Origin of the sequence: Kitasatospora sp. NBC_01287 (assembly GCF_026340565.1) — a bacterium.
Lineage (GTDB): Bacteria > Actinomycetota > Actinomycetes > Streptomycetales > Streptomycetaceae > Kitasatospora.
Genome location: NZ_JAPEPB010000001.1, coordinates 4113703 through 4130241, shown reverse-complemented (window position 1 = coordinate 4130241; position 16539 = coordinate 4113703). Strand labels below are relative to the sequence as shown.

Genomic DNA, 16539 nt, shown 5'->3' with positions numbered 1-16539 from the left:
CCCCGGCCCGGTCCCGCGCGCCCGATGAGGTGGCGCGCCCTGGCGCGGAAGGTGGCGCTCCGCAGGCGTTGGCGCGGCGTTGCCCTGGCGTTCGCCTCCCGTCGTCCGGGTGGGCGCAGCGGGGGCGCACAGGAGCATTCAGCCGGGCGCGCACGCTGATCCGGTCGTCCGCATGGGTATCCCGATGGTGTCGTTGATCGCTAACCTGGCCTCAAGTTCCTTCACTGGCCGGGTAGTCGGCGCGCCGTCGGAGCCCCTTCGCGGGGCCCACCCGGCGGGCAGGCACCAGAGCAGCAGAGTCGACGCCCGCCGGCCGGAACCGGGGGGCGCTGGGGAGGCGAAGCCCATGGCCGCGAGACCACTCGTCGCACGACAGCCCAACGAGCGTCTGCAGTCGCTGATCCAGGAGGCGAGCTGCTCCAACGCGGGTCTCGCCCGCCGGGTCAACCTCTGCGGCGCCGAGCACGGGCTCGATCTGCGCTACGACAAGACCTCGGTCGCCCGCTGGCTGCGCGGCCAGCAACCGCGCGGCCAGGCACCGGCGGTGATCGCCGAGGCGCTGGGCCGCAAGCTCGGCCGCGGGGTGACCGTGGACGAGATCGGCATGGCCGACGGCAAGAACCTGACCTCGGGCGTGGGCCTGCAGTTCGCTCCCACGCTGAGCGGCGCGCTGGAGCAGGTCTGCGAGCTGTGGCGCAGCGACGTCAGCCGCCGCGACTTCCTGGGCGGCGCCACGGTGGCCGCCTCCGCGCTGGTCGAGCCCAGCCGGGACTGGCTGATCACCCCGCCGGACCCGGTGGTCGCCCGCACCGGCGGCCCGCGGGTGGGGCCGGCCGATGTCGCGGCGATCCGGGCCACCACCGAGATGCTGGTCGACCTGGACCACCGCTTCGGCAGCGGGCACGTGCGCCCGGTGGTGGTGCACTACCTGAACAGCGTGGTCTCGGGGCTGCTCAGCGGGGGCTACCGGGAGGAGACCGGGCGTCAGTTGTTCGGCGCGGTGGCCAGGCTGACCGAACTGGCCGGCTACATGGCGGTGGACACCGGCCAACCCGGGCTGGCCCAGCGGTACTACATCCAGGCGCTGCGCCTGGCCCAGGCCGCCGACGACCGGGGCTACGGCGGCTACGTGCTGGCCGCCTCGATGAGCCACCTGGCGGCCACCCTGGGCAACCCCCGGGAGATCGCCCAACTCGCCCGGGCCGCGCAGGAGGGCGCCCGTTCGGTGGCCACCCCGACCGCGATGGCGATGTTCTACGCCGCCGAGGCGCGCGGCCACGCGCTGCTGGGGGACGTGCGATCCTGCGAGCTGGTGGCGGCCAAGGCGGTCGCCGCGATGGAGCAGCGCAACCCGCAGGACGACCCGGACTGGATCGCGCACTTCGACGAGGCCTACCTCGCCGACGAACTGGCGCACTGCTACCGGGACCTGGAGCTGGCCAAGCAGGCCGAGCGGCAGGCCAGGATCGCCCTCGACCTGCACCCGGTCACCCGGGTGCGGCGCCGGGCGGTGGACCTGGTGCTGCTGGCCACCGCGCAGTTGCAGCAGCGCGAGATCGAACGGGCCTGCGAGACCGGGGCCCAGGCGATGCGGCTGCTGGGCGGGCTGCGCTCCAACCGGGGCGTGGAGTACCTGGACGACTTCCGGCGGCGGCTGGAGCCGTACCGGGAGCACCGGGTGGTGCGCGAGTTCCAGCAGCGGGCGGAGGTGGAGGCCGCGTGAGGGACATTTGACGGCCGCGCACCGCGGGGGAGCCGGACGCGGCCCTGGTCGCGAAGGTCACGCCCCGCCCGCGTGGTCACCCGTAGCGGTGAACCGGTAGCGTGGGCCGGACGTTCCGAGGAACTCCAGCAGAAGTGTGGTCCGCCGTCAGCCGAGCGTGCGGCAGAACCGAGGAAGGCCCGGGTGCGCACACCGGACAGACAGCGCGGGCGGTCCGCCACCAGAGGGACCGCCCGGCCGCCGCTGACCGTACCGCTGTGCCTACGGCCGTGCACAGGTGAGGATTCGCGTTGAGCCAGCGCCGCTCGTACCCCAACTCCGGTGACTTCAACCTGGACGACTTGTTCCGCCCGGAGCCGGCCGCCCCGCAGCAGCAGCAGCAGCCGCCGCAGCAGCCGCCGCACCAGCAGGCCGGGCCGCAGCCGCCGCACGGCGGGCCCGGCTACCAGGGTCAGGGGGAGTACCAGGGCGGCCCCGAGTACCTCGCGCCCGGGGCGCCCTGGGGCGAGCAGCCGACCGGGTACGCCGCCGAGCCGGCCCCCGTCGCGGCCGGTGAGACGCAGTACCTGCCGCCCTACCCGACCAGCGAGCCGGTGGCCACCTTCGGCGGCCAGCAGAGCTTCACCGACCCCGCCCAGTATCCGCACACCCCCGGCTACCAGGGTGGGCCCGCCTACCCGCCCCCCAACGAGCAGACCACCCGGCTCGGCCGGGCCTCGCTGCCCGAGCCCGAGCCCGCCGGGCGCTTCTCCCGCAAGGCCGTGGTCGGCGGCGTGGTGGCGGCCTGCGTGGTCGGCGGCATCCTGGTCGGGGTGCTGGCCAGCGGCAGCGGCGATGACGCCAAGGCCAAGCCGAAGGCCAAGCACACGGCGGCCGCGAGCACCGGCGCCTCGCCCAGCGCCTCGGCCGGCGCCTCCGCCGGCGGCAGTGCGCTGAGCCCCGACGCGCAGGCCCAGGCCCAGGCGCTCTCCACCCTGCTCGGCACCGCGAACGCGAGCCGCCAGGCCGTGATCGGCGCGGTCGGCGCGGTGAAGAAGTGCGACAACCCGGGCGCCGCGCAGACCGCGCTCACCCAGGCCTCGACGCAGCGCAAGCAGCTGGTGACCAGCCTCGCCGCGCTCAAGGTGGACAAGCTGCCGACCGGCGCCCAGTTGGTCACCCAGCTCAACCAGGCCTGGCAGGCCTCCGCCAACGCGGACGACTCCTACGCGGCCTGGGCCGGCGACTTCTCCCAGAGCTGCGATCCGACCAAGGTGGGCCAGGACCCCAACCTGCAGGCCGGCGACCAGGCCAGCGGCACCGCCACCACGGCCAAGGGCCAGGCCTCGACCCTGTGGAACGCGATCGCCCAGCAGGCCGGCCTGCCCTCGCTCGGCCCCTCACAGCTGTAGGCCGCCGGGCCCGTGAGGGCTCGGCGGCCTACGGCCGAGGGCTTGGCGGCCTACTGCCGGTGAGGGCTCGGCGGCCTACGGCCTGAGCGGGTGTCAGCAGGGGCCGGTGCCGGGGCCGCCGAGGCGGAACGAGGTCGGGGTGACCGCGCCCGCGGAGTAGAGGGCCGGGCTGGTGGCGGCCACCGTGAGGCTGGAGCGGTCGGTGGCACCGAGCAGGTGGAAGTCGGAGATCCAACCGGCGCTCCGCGCGGTGCCCGGGCGCCCGTCGCCCATCTGCTCGCAGGTGCTGCCCGTGGCGTGCGCCACCTCACCGAAGGCGGTGACGACCTGGGCCCGGGTGTAGGTCCCGTTCCAGAGTGACCCGGGGAAGTAGCCGACGGCCTGCTCGTTGTAGAAGAGCCACCAGTCGCCGGCCACGTTCTGGATGCTGAACCGGGCGGGGGTGCCCGGCCGCAGTGCCATGCCGGCCTTGGCGGTCCGCGAGACCTGGACGAAGCCGCAGCCGTTGTAGCAGCTGGTGGCGCCGTCCACCCAGTGGTAGACGAACAGGTGGGGCAGCACGTCGCCGTTGAGCCCGAGGTCGACCGTCCAGCCGATCTCCACGGTCGACTTCTGGTCGCTGGACTGCAGCGCCAGCTCCTGGAGCGAGTGCGAGTCGGTGTCGCCGGGCTTGATCGCGGGCGCGGCCTGCAGCATCCGCACCGTCGCCCCGTCGGTGTCGGTCACCTGACGGCCCGACACGTAGTCGTAGCAGGAGCCGAACCAGCAGACCGGGCCGCTGCCGTTGACCAGCGGCGGGCTCAGCGGGCCCGGGCTGGGCGCGGCCGTCGCGGGGGTGGTGGCGGCCGCGGTGACCGGGGTGGCGTTGGCCGCGGGGGCGGCGGCCAGCAGGCTGAGTGCGGCGGCGAGGGTGGTGGCGCCGCTGACGAGGGCCTGGCGTATGCGCATGGGGGTTCCGTTCCGGGAGGGTGCCGAGGGTGCGGCGGGTGTCGGGTGTGCTGGGGGTGCCGAGGGTGCGGCGGATGTGACAGGGGCGTGCCGAGGGTGCGGCGGGGCTGCTGAGGGCGTGCGAGGGCGCTGAGGGTGCGGGGGAGTCCGGAAGCAGCGACTTAAGTACGAATGTAAGCCTGGTTAAGTCATCTGCTTATGTTGGCGGTTAAGCTAGTGCCGACGGACCCGCCCCGCAATACCCTGTGCGAGCGTGACGAGAATGAACGAGCTGACGGACCAGAGCGGCATCGGCCCGCGGGTGCTGCGGCTGCGCACCGAGCGCGGCCTGACCCAGCGCGCCCTCGCGGAGCCCGACTACACCGCCGCGTACATCTCCACCCTGGAGGCGGGCAGGGTCCGCCCCTCCGGGACGGCGCTGCGCTACCTGGCCGACCGCCTGGGGGTCAGCGTGGAGCAGCTCGCCACCGGGCGGCCGCCGCACCTGGCCGCCGAGCTCGGCCTGCGCCTGGCCGAGGCCCGCCAGCTGCTCTGCGCCGGCGAGCCGGCCGAGGCGGCCCCGCGCTTCGCCGAACTCGCCGCCGAGGCCGAGCGGCACGGCCTGGCCGAGCAGTGGTCGGCGGCCCTGCTGGGCCTGGGCGACTGCGCGCTGGACACCGGCGAACTCGACCAGGCGATCGAGCACTTCCAGGCCGCCGAGGACCTGCTGCGGGAGGCCCCGCTGCCTGCCCGGGTGCCCGCGCTGCGCGGCCGCGCGGTGGCCCACCTGCTCGCGGGCGACCTGCGGTACGCGTGCTACCTGCTGGAGAGCGCGATCGACCAGCTCAACACCGGTGGCCTGGCCGACCCGCACGCCCTGCTGCTGCTCTACTCCGCGGTGATAGCCCCCTACATGGACCTGGGCGCGCACCGCCGCGCCGCCCAGGCCGCCGACCTCGCCCTCGCGCTCGCCCCGCAGGTGGCGGACCCGGCGCTGGTGGCCCGGCTGCACCGCGGGGTCGCCCGCACGCTGCTCGCCGAGGGCCGGGCGGCCGAGGCCGAGGCCTCGCTCGCCAAGGCCCAGGAGCTCTACCAGCAGCTGCGGATCCGCACCGAACTCGCGCACTGCCACTGGATGCGCGGCTACCTGCGCGCCCAGGACGGCGACCTGCCCGCCGCCGAGCGCGAACTGCGCACCGCGCGCGAACTGCTGGCGCGGGGTCAGGCAACCCTCTACCTGCAGCAGATCGACGTCGAGCTGGCCGACGTGCTGCGCCGCGCCGGCCGCTCGACGGAGGCGACGGCGCTCCTGGCCGACCTGCTGGACTCGCTGCACCCGGGCCGCGGCGCGGTGCACGGCGGCGCCGCGCACCGGCTGCTGGGCCGGATCGCCGAGGAGCAGGGCGACGCGGCGGCCGCCGAGGCGCACTACCGCACCGCGCTGGAGCTGCTGGCCGGCGCGGGTGCGGCGGCCGACCTGGCGGACCTGTGCCGGCTGCTGGGCGACCTGCTGCGCCGCACCGGGCGGCTGGAGGCGGCACTGGACGTCTACCGCAGCGGGTTGGGGCACCAGGCCGCGCCGGGCACCACGACGCTCGGCCCGGCCCCGGCCGCGCCGCCGCTCTGAGCGGGGCCAGGGCCGCGCGAGCGAACCCCGAGCGGCGGCAGCAGGCGGCCCAGCAGGTGGTTCAGCAGGCGGCCCAGGAGGTGGTTCAGCAGGTGGTTCAGGAGGCGGGGCTCAAGAGGCGGACGGTGAGGACGTGCCGGGCCCGGCCGGCGGCCTGCCGCCGGTCAGCACCCAGCGCACGTCCACGAAGCCCGGCTGCGACTGGACCAGCCGGCCGTTCTGCACCTGCTGGAAGGTGACCGAGGTGTTCACCAGGCGCGGGGCGTCGGCGCTGGCCAGCATGCTGGTCAGCGTCCAGCTGAGCGGCGGGGTGGCGCCGCCGGTGCTGATCGGGGCGCCGTTCTCCAGCTGGTCGCGCAGCGACTTGGTGGTCACCGGCTGGTCGCCCAGGTGCTGCACGGCCTGCAGGAAGACCTGGTAGGCGACCCAGGTGGTCTCCACCCCGGGGTCGGAGACGTCGATGGTGGTCAGCCCGGCGGCGGCCCGGGTGCTCACCACGTCGCGCAGCGGGTCCCAGACCTTCGAGTCCTCCGGCGGGTACCAGCCGGTCGCGAAGGCGCTGCTCAGCGGACCGCCGTCGCCGCCGGTGGAGTCCACCACGGACTGCTGGAAGCTGCCGATCACCGAGGCGAGCCGGGTGTTGCGGCGCGGCTGGCGGCGCAGCGCGTCGAGCAGGTTGAGGGTGGGGGTCGGGCTGAGGGCGGCGGTGATGCAGTTGCCCGGCAGGTCGGCGCCGATCGCCTGCTGGGCCTGGGCGGTGAAGTCGGAGGAGGTCTCCTTGGCCCGGACGTCGGTCAGCTTCACGCCGTCCGGCTGCAGCGCCGCGCCGAGCTCGCCGACCAGGCCGTCGCCGGCCGGGGTGTCGGGGCGGATCAGCGCGACCGTCCGGCAGCCCGCCGCGACCAGCTGCCGCCCGCTGCCGGCGATCAGCGCGAGCGTGCCGCCGGCCACGGGGTAGGACATCGGGCTGGTGAACTCGGGGCTGGAGAGGCCGTAGCCGCCGATGAAGGGGATGCCCTTGGCCTCCAGCGGCGGCATGAAGCTGTCGCCGTACTGGCTGTAGGAGCCGATCACCGCGACCGCGCCGGCCTGAACGGCCTGTTGGGCGCAGGCGGCGGCCCCGTCGGCGGTGTTGTGCTCGTTGCAGGTGAGCACCTTGAGCCGGCGTCCGGCCACGCCGCCCTGGGTGTTGACCTCATCGCCGATCGCGGTGGCCAGCGCGGTCATGCCGGGCCGGTCGGTGGAGCCGGTGTCGGCCGGTGCCCAGGTCATCACGGTCAGCGTGGTCTTGGCGCTGGCGTCGGCCGCACCGCCGCAGCCGGCGGTGGCGAGCAGGGCCGGGAGCAGCGCGGCCGCGGCGGCCAGCCCCGCCGCGCGGTGGCGCCCGGTCCGCTCCGGCCGCGCCCCAGGTGCGTCGGTCATCTCGGCCATCCCTTGCCATCGACGTGGTGGGCCACCAGCCTTGACGGGGGTTCGCACGGGCAGAGGGCGGACAACGGAACGAGCCGCCAACGAGGCATGAACTCAGTGTGCGGACGCGTGTAGATCCGGATGGAGCGGGAACGTAGCATCGCTTCCCATGGCGGTCAGCGCAGAAACTTCGAACAGCTCTCCACGAAACCCTTCTCGTCCGGGGCGCCGCTCAAGCACCATGGGCGGCATGTCGCTCAACGATCTGCCTTGGTGGCGCTGGCGCGCCCGGCTGCGCTCCGCCCTGCACATGCTCGCCGACCCCGTCTTCCAGCACGAGTACTGGGCGGAAGGCCGCGCGGGCTACGGCGACATCACCGACGCGGTCTACCGGCTGGTCGAGGACAGCTGGCTGGACCGCTGGTCGGCCGAGAAGTACATCGGCACCATCGTCCGGGACGCCGCCGAAGCGGCTCTGGTGGACGCCGCCGTGCTGCGGGTGCTGCGGATCCTGCACGAGGTCGGCGCGGACGCCCCGGCCGCCGCCTACCTCGGCCACCCCGACTGGCCGGAGGCGGTGGCGGCGGCGGCCGCCGCGCACGAGTTGCTCGCGGTCAACGACGGCGAGGATCCGCACACGCCGCCGCGTTCGCTCGAAGTGCTGAGGATCCTCACCCGGATCAGCTGACCCGCGCCCGGCTGTGCCACCCTTGACGCACTCAGAGCCGGGCGACCGAAGAGAGACCAAGGACCAGTGGTGGAGCAGCAGAGCGCGACCGAGCCGATCCCGAGCGAGCCGATCCCGAGCGAGCCGACCCAGTACGTGCTGACGCTGTCCTGCCCGGACAAGCAGGGGATCGTGCACGCGGTCTCCAGCTACCTCTTCATGACCGGCTGCAACATCATCGACAGCCAGCAGTTCGGCGACCGGGACACCGACAGCCGGCTCTTCTTCATGCGCGTGCACTTCTCGGCCGAGGCGCCGGTGAGCGCCGAGGGCCTGCGGGCCAGCTTCGCCGCGATCGGCGCCTCCTTCGGCATGGAGTGGGAGATCCACCCGGCCGAGGCGCGGATGCGGGTGGTGCTGATGGTCAGCAAGTTCGGCCACTGCCTGAACGACCTGCTGTTCCGCGCCTCGATCGGCGCGCTGCCGGTGGAGATCGCCGCGGTGGTCTCCAACCACACCGACTTCAAGGAACTCACCGCCTCCTACGGCATCCCCTTCGTGCACGTGCCGGTGACCCGGGAGACCAGGGCGCAGGCCGAGCGGCAGTTGCTGGAGCTGGTCGAGGCCGAGTCGGTCGAGCTGGTGGTGCTGGCCCGCTACATGCAGGTGCTCTCGGACGACCTCTGCAAGGCGCTCTCCGGCCGGGTGATCAACATCCACCACTCCTTCCTGCCGAGCTTCAAGGGCGCCAAGCCCTACCACCAGGCGCACGCCCGCGGCGTGAAGCTGATCGGCGCGACCGCGCACTACGTCACCGCCGACCTCGACGAGGGGCCGATCATCGAGCAGGAGGTGGCCCGGGTGCAGCACGACGTGACGCCCGAGCAACTGGTCGCGCTCGGCCGGGACGTGGAGTGCCAGGCGCTGGCCCGCGCGGTGAAGTGGCACAGCGAGCACCGGGTGCTGCTGAACGGCACCCGCACCGTGGTCTTCGCCTGACCGTGACCCCGTGACCCCGTGACGCCCTGACCCCCTCGCCTGCCCGGCCTGCCCCGCCTGCCCGGCTCCGTCCGGCCGTTCGCCCGGGGCGGGGTCTACGGGCGGGAGAGCAGCGGCACCGCCGCCAGCAGCTCGCGGATCGCCGCCCGGTCGCCGTGCTCGCCGACCGGCAGGCGCTCCGGGTCGCGGTGCGCGGCGGCGAGCTGGCAGAACTCCACGCCGTCGATCACCACCTCGGCCACCGGGTCGCCCGGCGGCGCGAGGGCGGCCGCGGCGGTGGCGTCCGGCGGCCCGCCGTCCAGCGGGATCAGCCACTCGCCGCTGGCCGGGCCCTCGATCACCAGCCGCAGCGTGCGGCCCGGCCCGGGGGCGGGTGCGGAGCCGGCGTAGGCGGCCTGGCGCAGGCCGGCCAGCGCGGTGGGCAGCATCCGGGCGGCCAGGTCGACCATCTGCCGCAGGTGCGGCGGGGCCGGGACGGCGTACGGGTAGTCCACCGCGCGGGCCACGTCCTCGCCGTGGATCCAGGTCTCGAAGGCCCGGTCGATGAACGCGTCGCGGACCGGCACGGTGGCGAAGCCGTAGTCCACCGGCACCCCGGCGGTGGCCGGCGCGGCCTCGCGGAGCAGTGCCTGGGCCTGCGTCCGCCAGAGCGTGCGCACCGCGTGCGGGGTGGCGCCGGCCTCGGCGCGGCTCAGCCGCTCGCTGCGCTCCACCAGCTCGTGGAACGGACCGGCCGGCCCGCCGCGTTCGCCGCCCTGGGCCGGCACCCGGTCCTCGGCGGCCGGCGGCAGCACGTCCGGCAGGCCCAGCGCCCGGGCGAGCAGCCCGTCCACCGCGGCCAGGTGGCAGAGCACGTCGGCCGGCCGGTGCCGCAGCGCCCCGCCGTGCCAGGGCAGTTCGGCCACCTCCTGCCACTCGCTCGGGCCCAGGTCGCGCAGCAGCGCGTCCAGCTTGGCCGTCTCCGCCGCGTACGGGGCGGCCCAGGGCGCGAGCGGCCGATCGGCCACGCGGCGGGTCAGGCAGAAGTCGAGCACCTGCTGGCGCAGCCCGTCGGGCTGGTCCAGCGGGTCGTCGGCCCGCAGCCGGGCGGCGGCCCGGCGCAGCCGTTCGCCCTCCTCGGCGCAGTCCGGGCAATCGGCGAAGTGCCGTTCCAGCTCGGCGCCTTCCTCGGGCGGGCAGGCCCGCAGCGCCCAGGCGCCGAGCAGGCCGCGCAGCGCCTCGTGTTCCCGCTCCGTCAGCACGAGCCGAGCTCCCGTCGCAGCCGAATTCCCCGCCGGTGTCGCGGGCCTGTCGCCATCATGACCCGAACTCCAGCTCGGAGGCGAGCAGTTGCAGACCCAGGCGGAGGCGCTGCTTGGTCGCCTGCTCGCTGATGCCGAGCCGGCGGGCCGTCTCCTGGTAGGTGCCGCCGTCCAGCCAGGCGGTCTCCAGCGTTTCGCGCAGCGGCGGCGGCAGTGCGGCCACCACGTACTGCACCTGGGCGTCGGCGGCCCGGGCGTCGATCTCCCGCTGGCCCAGGTCGGCCCCGCGCAGCCGCTCCACGGCCCGCCGCTGGGTCAGTTCGCCGACCCAGGAGCGCAGCGAGCGCCGGTCCGGGTCGAACTCCTCCGGGTGCTCCCACAGGTGGCCGAAGACCTCCCGGGTGAGCTGCGCCGCGGCCTGCTCGTCGTCCAGGATCCGCCCGGCCAGGCCGTGCACCAGCGGAGCGAGCTGGTCGTAGAGCTCGCCGAGCGCGCTCTCCTCACCGCGGGCCAGTCGCGACCGCATCTGCTGGTCCCAGTCCGGTGCGGTCATGGCTCCACGGTATAGCGGTGCCGGAGGCCCTGAGGGGCTTTTATCTGAAGAACTCCCGGGGGTTGTTCGAGCGCGGTTGGACATATGTCGCACGGGTGGTTTCGCCGCGTGGCCGCCGCAGGTCACCGGGGACGGGGCGGTAGGTTTCGTCACGCCGGTGCGATGACCGCCGACGTCGTGGACAGTCCTACCGGTAGCTCGTCAGGCAGCAGGTGGTGGAGCGGTGCAGGTGCTTCAGGTGCAGCTGATGGTGGCGGCCGACCCCGCCGAGGTCGGCCGGGCCCGCCGCTGGGTCCGCGCGCAGGTGCTCGCCTTCGGGGCGGATCCGGACGCGCCGTTCGCCGAGACCCTGGTCCTGGTGGTCTCCGAGCTGGTGACCAACGCGGTGCTGCACACCGGCCGGCCGGCCGTGCTGCGGCTCTCCTGGCCGCCGGCCGCCGGACCGCTGCGGGTGGAGGTGGCCGACGCCAGCGGTTCCGCGCCCGCGCCCCGGCACGCGACCGCCTCGGCCACCAGCGGGCGGGGGCTGGAGCTGGTCGAGCTGCTCTGCGCGCGCTGGGGCTGGTACCCGCAGGGCTCGGGCAAGCTCGTCTGGTGCGAGATCGACCGGGCCGGGGCCGGCGGCGGGCAGTCCGTCCGCGAGGCACGGGCCCTGACGGCCTGAGACCTGACGGCCTGAGACCTGACGGCCTGAGACCCGACGGCCTGAGGCCTGGCGGCCCGACGGCCGGAATGGGTGGTTGGCAGGCCGAAACGGAGCGCAACCAATCCGAATTTCGGACAACCCATTGACGTGACGTATCGAGCTGATCACCCTTGGGTCAGCTCTCCGTCGCGAGGGGACGCCAAGGAGCAGGTGGCCTGGGGAATCGGGCCTGCGGACCCGGTCGGCCACCGCAGCCTTGGCGAGTGCGGAGCGCCGTAGTGCGGGTCAGGGCCCGTACCGGCGGCCGCCCGGGCAGGGGTGCCCGGTCGGCCGCCGTGCTGCGTCCGCGGCCCGGTCCCGTTCCTGTTCCTGCGCCCGTTCCCGGCCCCGTTCCCGTTCCTGTGCCCGGTGACGGTCAGCCCGCCGGCGTCCGGAAGGTCCGCCGGTAGGCGCTCGGTGCCAGGTCCAGGTGCCCGCGCAGCTGCAGCCGCAGTGAGGCCGCCGTGCCGAAGCCGGACTCCCTGGCCACCTGGTCGATGCTCAGCTCGGTGCGCTCCAGCAGCTCCCGGGCCCGTGCGGTGCGCTGCACGGTGAGCCACTGCCCCGGGCTGCTGCCGGTCTCCTCGCGGAACCGCCGGGTGAAGGTGCGCACGCTCATCCGGGCCCGCTCGGCCAGCCGACGCAGCGTCAGCGGCTCGGCCAGGTGCTCCAGCGCCCAGCCGCGCACCGCCGCCGTGCTGTCGCCGGTGTCGTCCGCCGGCGTGGGCGCCTCGACGTACTGCCGCTGCCCGCCCTCGCGCCACGGCGGCACCAGGCAGGTGCGGGCCACCTGGTTGGCCACCGCGCCGCCGTGGTCGCGGCGCACCAGGTGCAGGCAGAGGTCGACCCCGGCGGCCACCCCGCCGGAGGTGAGCACGTCGCCGTCGTCCACGAAGAGCACGTCGGGGTCGAGCCGCACCTGCGGGAAGAGCTGGGCGAAGCGCTCGGTGTAGCGCCAGTGGGTGGTGGCCGGGCGGTCGTCCAGCAGCCCGGCGGCGGCCAGCACGAAGGCGCCCGTGCAGATCGAGGCGATCCGGGTGCCGGGCCGGATCCGGGCCATCGCCTCGGCGAGCGGCCCGTTCAGCTCGCCGTGCAGGAAGGCCGGCCCGAGGTCCCGGGCGGCCGGGACGATCACGGTGTCGGCCAGCTCCAGGAGTTCGGGACCGTGGTCCACGCTGATCTTGAAGTCGCTGCTGCTGGCCACCGCGCGGCCGTCCACCGTGCAGGTCGCGACCTGGTAGAGCGGGCTGCCGTCCGCCGCCGTCGCGGACTCGAAGATGCGGGAGGGGATGCCCAGTTCGAAGGCGATCACGCGGTCCAGGGCCAGGACCGCGACCCGATGAGGTGCCGTCATGCGCCTCATTGTGGCCGGTGGCGGGCCGCGGGCCGTTCGGCGGGGTGGCCCGATCTTGACGGAAGCTGGCAGTCAGGCCACTCGTGGCCGCCGCGCCGGGCCGCCAGAATCATCGCTGTGACCACCGAGCTGACCACGCCCACCGACGGCCGCCCCGACCGCCATCCCGACCGCCGTCCCGACCGCCGTCCCGCCACCCGCCCGCACTACGCCTGGATCGTCGCCGCCGTCTCGCTGCTGGTCCTGGTCGGCTCGGCGGGCTTCCGCTCCGCACCGGGCCTCATGATGGGCGCCTGGAACAGCCAGTTCGGCTGGTCGCACGCCACCATCGGGATCGCCGTCTCGGTCAACCTCGTGCTCTACGGCCTGACCGCGCCGTTCGCCGCCGCGCTGATGGACCGCTTCGGGGTGCGCCTGGTGACGGTCTGCGCGCTGCTCACCATCTCGGTGGGCTCCGGGCTGACCGTGCTGATGACCAGGCCCTGGCAGCTGATCCTCTGCTGGGGCTTCCTGGTGGGCCTGGGCAGCGGCAGCATGGCCGGCGCCTTCGCCACCACGATCAGCGGGCGCTGGTTCCGGGCCCGGCAGGGCCTGGTGCTCGGGGTGCTCACCGCGGGCGGCGCGACCGGCAACCTGATCTTCCTGCCGGTGCTCTCCTGGCTGGTGCAGAACGAGGGCTGGAAGGCCGCGGTCATGGTGGTCTCGCTCTGCGCCACCGCCGTCTCCGTGCCGGTGCTGCTGCTGATGCGCGAGCGCCCCGCCGACCTCGGACTGCTGCCCTACGGCGCACGGCCCGGTGAGCCGGACGCCGAGGCCGTCGGCGGCGACCGGGCCCTGTCGCGCACCCTGCGGGTGCTGCGCGAGGCCGTGCGGGTGCGGCAGTTCTGGCTGCTGGCCGGCTCCTTCTCGATCTGCGGGGCGACCACGGTGGGCGTGGTCGGCACCCACTTCATCCCCGCCGCGCACGACCACGGGATGCCGGAGACCACCGCGGCGAGCCTGCTCGCGCTGATCGGCGTCTTCGACGTGATCGGCACCGTGGCCAGCGGCTGGCTCACCGACCGGATCGACTCGCGCCGCCTGCTGCTCGTCTACTACGCGCTGCGCGGCCTGTCCCTGGTGCTGCTGCCGCAACTGTTCGCCGGCTCGGTGAAGCCGCCGTTCCTGGCCTTCGTGATCTTCTACGGCCTGGACTGGGTCGCCACCGTGCCGCCCACGGTCGCGCTCTGCCGGCGCCAGTTCGGTGCCGACGCGCCGATCGTCTTCGGCTGGGTGCTGGCCTGCCACCAGCTGGGCGGCGCGATCGCCGCCACCGCGGCCGGGGCGCTGCGCGACCACTACGGCAACTACGACCTGGCCTGGGACGGCGCGGGCGGCCTCTGCGCGCTGGCGGTGCTGCTCTGCCTGGGGCTGCGCGGCCGCCCGGCCGCCACCGTGCCGCCGGGCGCCCCGGCGGCACGGTAGTCGCGGTAGCCGCGGTGGTGTGGGCGGGGCGCCGCGCTCGGCCGCGGTAGTGGCGGCCGGGCGCCGCGCTCCCGGATCGGCATGCTTCACTGGGAGGTCGAGCCACGCCGGCGCCGGTGGCTCCCGCCCCGCCTGCCGTACCGCCCGTGACGAAGGAAGCCATCCGTGAGCAGCAGCAAGTCCCACGCCACGCTCCGCTACACCTCCCTGCGGGCCAGCATCTTCCTCGCCTGCCTGCTGGTCTCCGTGCTGCTGGGCCACTTCGGGATCATCCCCGTGGTGGGCGCCACCGGGATGGTCTTCCTGGTGCTGCTGGCCGGCCTGGTCTCGGCGCCGATCAGCTACGTGGTGCTGAGCAAGCAGCGCGACGAGATGTCCGAGCAGGTCGTCAGCAAGGTCGCCACCATCCGCTCCCGGGCCGGACAGCGGGTCGCCGCGCAGAACGCCGAGGAGGACGCGGCGGACGACGCCGCCCGCGCGGCGGCCGCCGGCGAGGCCGCCGCGACCACGCAGTCCTGACCGTGACCGGCGCGCCCACGCCTGCCGAGCCCGGCACGCCGGTCAGGCGCCCCACCGGCCGCGACGTGGCCCAGCTGGCCGGCGTCTCGCAGGCCACCGTCTCGCTGGTCTTCTCCGGCTCCGAGGCCGGCCACCGGGTCTCCGCCACCACCCGGCAGCGGGTCCTGGAGGCGGCTCGCGGTCTGGGCTACCGCCCGCAGGCGGCCGGTCGCCAGCTGCGGCTGGGCCGCAGCGGCCTGGCCCTGCTCGCCGTGCCCAACCTGCAGGGCCCGTTCTTCGGCCGGGTGCTGGCCGGGGTGCACGAGGAGGCCGCCCGGCACGGCCTGGACGTGGTGGTCAGCTCCGGCTGGAGCGCCACCACCCTCGCGGAGGCCGCCACCACCAGCCGCTTCGACGGGCTGCTGATCTGCTCGCCGGACGACAGCCAGCTCGGCGGGCTGCCACCCGGCACCCCGGCCGTCTTCCTGGACGCCGACCCGGCCGCGGCCGGCGGCGCCCCCACCGTCGAGCTCGACCTCGCGGGCGGCATGGCGGCCGCCGTCGGCCACCTGCTCGCGCTCGGCCACCGGCGCCTGGGCCGCTTCCGCTCGACCCACAGCGCGCACACCTTCCGGGTCCGCCAGGCCGCCTTCGAGGCCGCTGCCCGCGGCCTCGACGTGCTCGAAGTCGGCGTCCCCCTCAACCGCGGCGAATCCGCCGCCCGGTCGGCCGCCACCGAGCTGCTCGGCCGGCCCGACCGCCCGCACGCCGTGGTCTGCGACGACGACGTGGTCGCCTCCGGCGTCTACCAGGCCGCCGCCGACCTTGGCCTGCGGATCCCGCGGGACCTCTCGGTGGTCGGCATCGACAACGTCTCCGTCGCGGCGCTGCTCACCCCGCCGCTGACCACCGTGGACCTGCCCGGCGAGCAGCTGGGCCGGGCCGGGGTGGCGGCCCTGGTGGCCAGGCTGGACGGGCGGCCGGTGCGGGAGTCGGCGCCGCTGCCCACCTCGCTGATCGTCCGGGGCTCGACGGCGCCGGCCTGAGCCCGCCTGAGTCGGCCTGAGCCCGCCCGAGCCGGTCAGAGCCGGTCAGAGCCACCGGGCGGGCAGCCCTATCGCCCTACCGGTCGAGGAACCCCGCGACCGCGGACGCGAACGCCTCGGCGTCGTCCAGCCACGGGTAGTGGCCCGCACCCTGCTGGACCGCGAGCTCGGCGCCGGGCAGCAGGGCGGCGAACTCGCCCGCGATGCCCGGGGTGGTCGCCCAGTCCAGCTCGCCGGCCAGCACCAGCACCGGGGAGGTGAGGGTGGCGAGCGCGGCGCGGGTGGCGTCCGGGTCGAAGGCGCCCTCGGCGCCGAAGCCGTCCTCGGCCTCCTCGTTCTCCTGCTCCGCCGCGGCGGCGTCGTGGGCCTGGGCCACCGCGTCCCAACGGCCGTAGGAGAAGGGGACGATGGCCTCCCAGTCCTCGTCGGTCTCCTGCTCGGCCTCGATCGCCTCGAAGGCGGCGATCGCGGCGGCGAACCACGGCTCGTCCTCGCGCAGCAGGGCCGCCTCGCGCCGGGTCTCCCCGGTGACCGGGATGCCGACGGCCCGGGTGCTCGGGGTGACCAGGGCGAGCCGGGCGACCCGCTCGGGGTGCCGGGTGGCGAAGAGCACCGCGAGGTTGGCGGCGGCCGAGTGCGCGAGCAGGTCCAGCCGGTCGAGGCCGAGGTGGACCCGCAGCGCCTCGACGTCGGCCACCTGCCGGTCGCACCGGTAGGACCCCTCGTCCGCGGGCACGGCCGAGGAGCCGGTGCCGCGCGGGTCGAGCACGATCAGCCGCCGGTGCGCGCCGAGCCCGCCGAGGTCGCCCAGGTACTCGGCGTCCCGCATCGGGCCACCCGGCAGGCAGACCAGCGGCTCGCCCTCCCCGAAGACGTGGTAGGCCAGCCGGGTGCCGTCGGGTGCGTCGAATTCATGCATGGCGGGGAGCTTGGCAGCGGGTGCCGAGCAGGGCA

Annotated in this window: 15 protein-coding genes; 9 read left to right on the top strand and 6 right to left on the bottom strand. The window is 75.0% G+C overall.

Going from position 1 to position 16539, the window contains the following annotated elements; genetic code table 11:
* The first annotated feature begins 346 nt into the window (after window positions 1-346).
* Window positions 347-1723 (top strand): twin-arginine translocation signal domain-containing protein, encoded by a 1377-nt coding sequence (locus tag OG455_RS17440; RefSeq protein WP_266294712.1) that lies wholly within the window; start codon window positions 347-349, stop codon window positions 1721-1723.
* Between the two features lie 290 nt (window positions 1724-2013).
* Entirely contained in the window at window positions 2014-3114 is a 1101-nt protein-coding gene (locus OG455_RS17435; RefSeq protein ID WP_266294710.1) for a hypothetical protein, read from the top strand.
* 93 nt (window positions 3115-3207) lie between these two features.
* Here the strand turns inward: OG455_RS17435 and OG455_RS17430 are convergent, their stop codons facing one another.
* On the bottom strand, window positions 3208-4062 hold the full coding sequence (locus OG455_RS17430) for a neprosin family prolyl endopeptidase (protein WP_266294708.1): 855 nt from the start codon (window positions 4060-4062) through the stop codon (window positions 3208-3210).
* A gap of 262 nt (window positions 4063-4324) precedes the next feature.
* Between OG455_RS17430 and OG455_RS17425 the strand changes: the two genes are divergently transcribed.
* The gene (locus tag OG455_RS17425) at window positions 4325-5668 is read left to right on the top strand and encodes a helix-turn-helix transcriptional regulator (RefSeq protein ID WP_266294706.1); all 1344 of its coding nucleotides are present in this window, start codon (window positions 4325-4327) and stop codon (window positions 5666-5668) included.
* 111 nt (window positions 5669-5779) lie between these two features.
* Here the strand turns inward: OG455_RS17425 and OG455_RS17420 are convergent, their stop codons facing one another.
* Entirely contained in the window at window positions 5780-7090 is a 1311-nt protein-coding gene (locus tag OG455_RS17420) for an ABC transporter substrate-binding protein (protein ID WP_266294704.1), read from the bottom strand.
* 157 nt (window positions 7091-7247) lie between these two features.
* Between OG455_RS17420 and OG455_RS17415 the strand changes: the two genes are divergently transcribed.
* Both OG455_RS17415 and purU read left to right on the top strand, forming a co-directional pair.
* Window positions 7248-7766 carry a hypothetical protein gene (locus OG455_RS17415; protein WP_266294702.1) on the top strand — a complete coding sequence of 173 codons (519 nt, stop codon included), beginning with the start codon at window positions 7248-7250 and terminating at the stop codon, window positions 7764-7766.
* A 69-nt stretch (window positions 7767-7835) separates the two neighbouring features.
* The gene (gene purU / locus OG455_RS17410; protein ID WP_266294700.1) at window positions 7836-8744 is read left to right on the top strand and encodes a formyltetrahydrofolate deformylase; all 909 of its coding nucleotides are present in this window, start codon (window positions 7836-7838) and stop codon (window positions 8742-8744) included.
* Between the two features lie 95 nt (window positions 8745-8839).
* Here the strand turns inward: purU and OG455_RS17405 are convergent, their stop codons facing one another.
* Together OG455_RS17405 and OG455_RS17400 are read right to left on the bottom strand one after the other, a co-directional pair.
* A complete protein-coding gene (locus tag OG455_RS17405; protein WP_266294698.1) occupies window positions 8840-9985 on the bottom strand; it encodes a maleylpyruvate isomerase N-terminal domain-containing protein in 1146 nt (381 codons plus the stop codon).
* Window positions 9986-10040: 55 nt separating this feature from the next.
* On the bottom strand, window positions 10041-10538 hold the full coding sequence (locus OG455_RS17400; protein ID WP_266294697.1) for a sigma-70 family RNA polymerase sigma factor: 498 nt from the start codon (window positions 10536-10538) through the stop codon (window positions 10041-10043).
* 223 nt (window positions 10539-10761) lie between these two features.
* Here OG455_RS17400 and OG455_RS17395 point away from each other — a divergent pair, with 223 nt between their 5' ends.
* A complete protein-coding gene (locus OG455_RS17395) occupies window positions 10762-11202 on the top strand; it encodes an anti-sigma regulatory factor (protein ID WP_266294696.1) in 441 nt (146 codons plus the stop codon).
* Window positions 11203-11599: 397 nt separating this feature from the next.
* Here the strand turns inward: OG455_RS17395 and OG455_RS17390 are convergent, their stop codons facing one another.
* On the bottom strand, window positions 11600-12577 hold the full coding sequence (locus OG455_RS17390; RefSeq protein WP_266294694.1) for a GlxA family transcriptional regulator: 978 nt from the start codon (window positions 12575-12577) through the stop codon (window positions 11600-11602).
* 117 nt (window positions 12578-12694) lie between these two features.
* Here OG455_RS17390 and OG455_RS17385 point away from each other — a divergent pair, with 117 nt between their 5' ends.
* The 3 genes from OG455_RS17385 to OG455_RS17375 all read left to right on the top strand — a co-directional run bounded on the left by OG455_RS17385 (window position 12695) and on the right by OG455_RS17375 (window position 15585).
* A complete protein-coding gene (locus OG455_RS17385; protein WP_266294686.1) occupies window positions 12695-14041 on the top strand; it encodes an MFS transporter in 1347 nt (448 codons plus the stop codon).
* 165 nt (window positions 14042-14206) lie between these two features.
* Window positions 14207-14560 (top strand): DUF4229 domain-containing protein, encoded by a 354-nt coding sequence (locus OG455_RS17380; RefSeq protein WP_266294684.1) that lies wholly within the window; start codon window positions 14207-14209, stop codon window positions 14558-14560.
* A gap of 2 nt (window positions 14561-14562) precedes the next feature.
* A complete protein-coding gene (locus tag OG455_RS17375; RefSeq protein WP_266294682.1) occupies window positions 14563-15585 on the top strand; it encodes a LacI family DNA-binding transcriptional regulator in 1023 nt (340 codons plus the stop codon).
* 76 nt (window positions 15586-15661) lie between these two features.
* Here OG455_RS17375 and OG455_RS17370 read toward each other — a convergent pair whose 3' ends face one another.
* The gene (locus OG455_RS17370; RefSeq protein WP_266294680.1) at window positions 15662-16504 is read right to left on the bottom strand and encodes an alpha/beta fold hydrolase; all 843 of its coding nucleotides are present in this window, start codon (window positions 16502-16504) and stop codon (window positions 15662-15664) included.
* Window positions 16505-16539 lie beyond the last annotated feature (35 nt).

Coding starts and splice junctions, on each gene's coding strand:
- OG455_RS17440 (WP_266294712.1), top strand. CDS start 347: ATGGCCGCGAGACCACTCGTCGCACGACAGCCCAACGAGCGTCTGCAG.
- OG455_RS17430 (WP_266294708.1), bottom strand. CDS start 4,062: ATGCGCATACGCCAGGCCCTCGTCAGCGGCGCCACCACCCTCGCCGCC.
- OG455_RS17425 (WP_266294706.1), top strand. CDS start 4,325: ATGAACGAGCTGACGGACCAGAGCGGCATCGGCCCGCGGGTGCTGCGG.
- OG455_RS17420 (WP_266294704.1), bottom strand. CDS start 7,090: ATGACCGACGCACCTGGGGCGCGGCCGGAGCGGACCGGGCGCCACCGC.
- OG455_RS17415 (WP_266294702.1), top strand. CDS start 7,248: ATGGCGGTCAGCGCAGAAACTTCGAACAGCTCTCCACGAAACCCTTCT.
- OG455_RS17400 (WP_266294697.1), bottom strand. CDS start 10,538: ATGACCGCACCGGACTGGGACCAGCAGATGCGGTCGCGACTGGCCCGC.
- OG455_RS17390 (WP_266294694.1), bottom strand. CDS start 12,577: ATGACGGCACCTCATCGGGTCGCGGTCCTGGCCCTGGACCGCGTGATC.
- OG455_RS17370 (WP_266294680.1), bottom strand. CDS start 16,504: ATGCATGAATTCGACGCACCCGACGGCACCCGGCTGGCCTACCACGTC.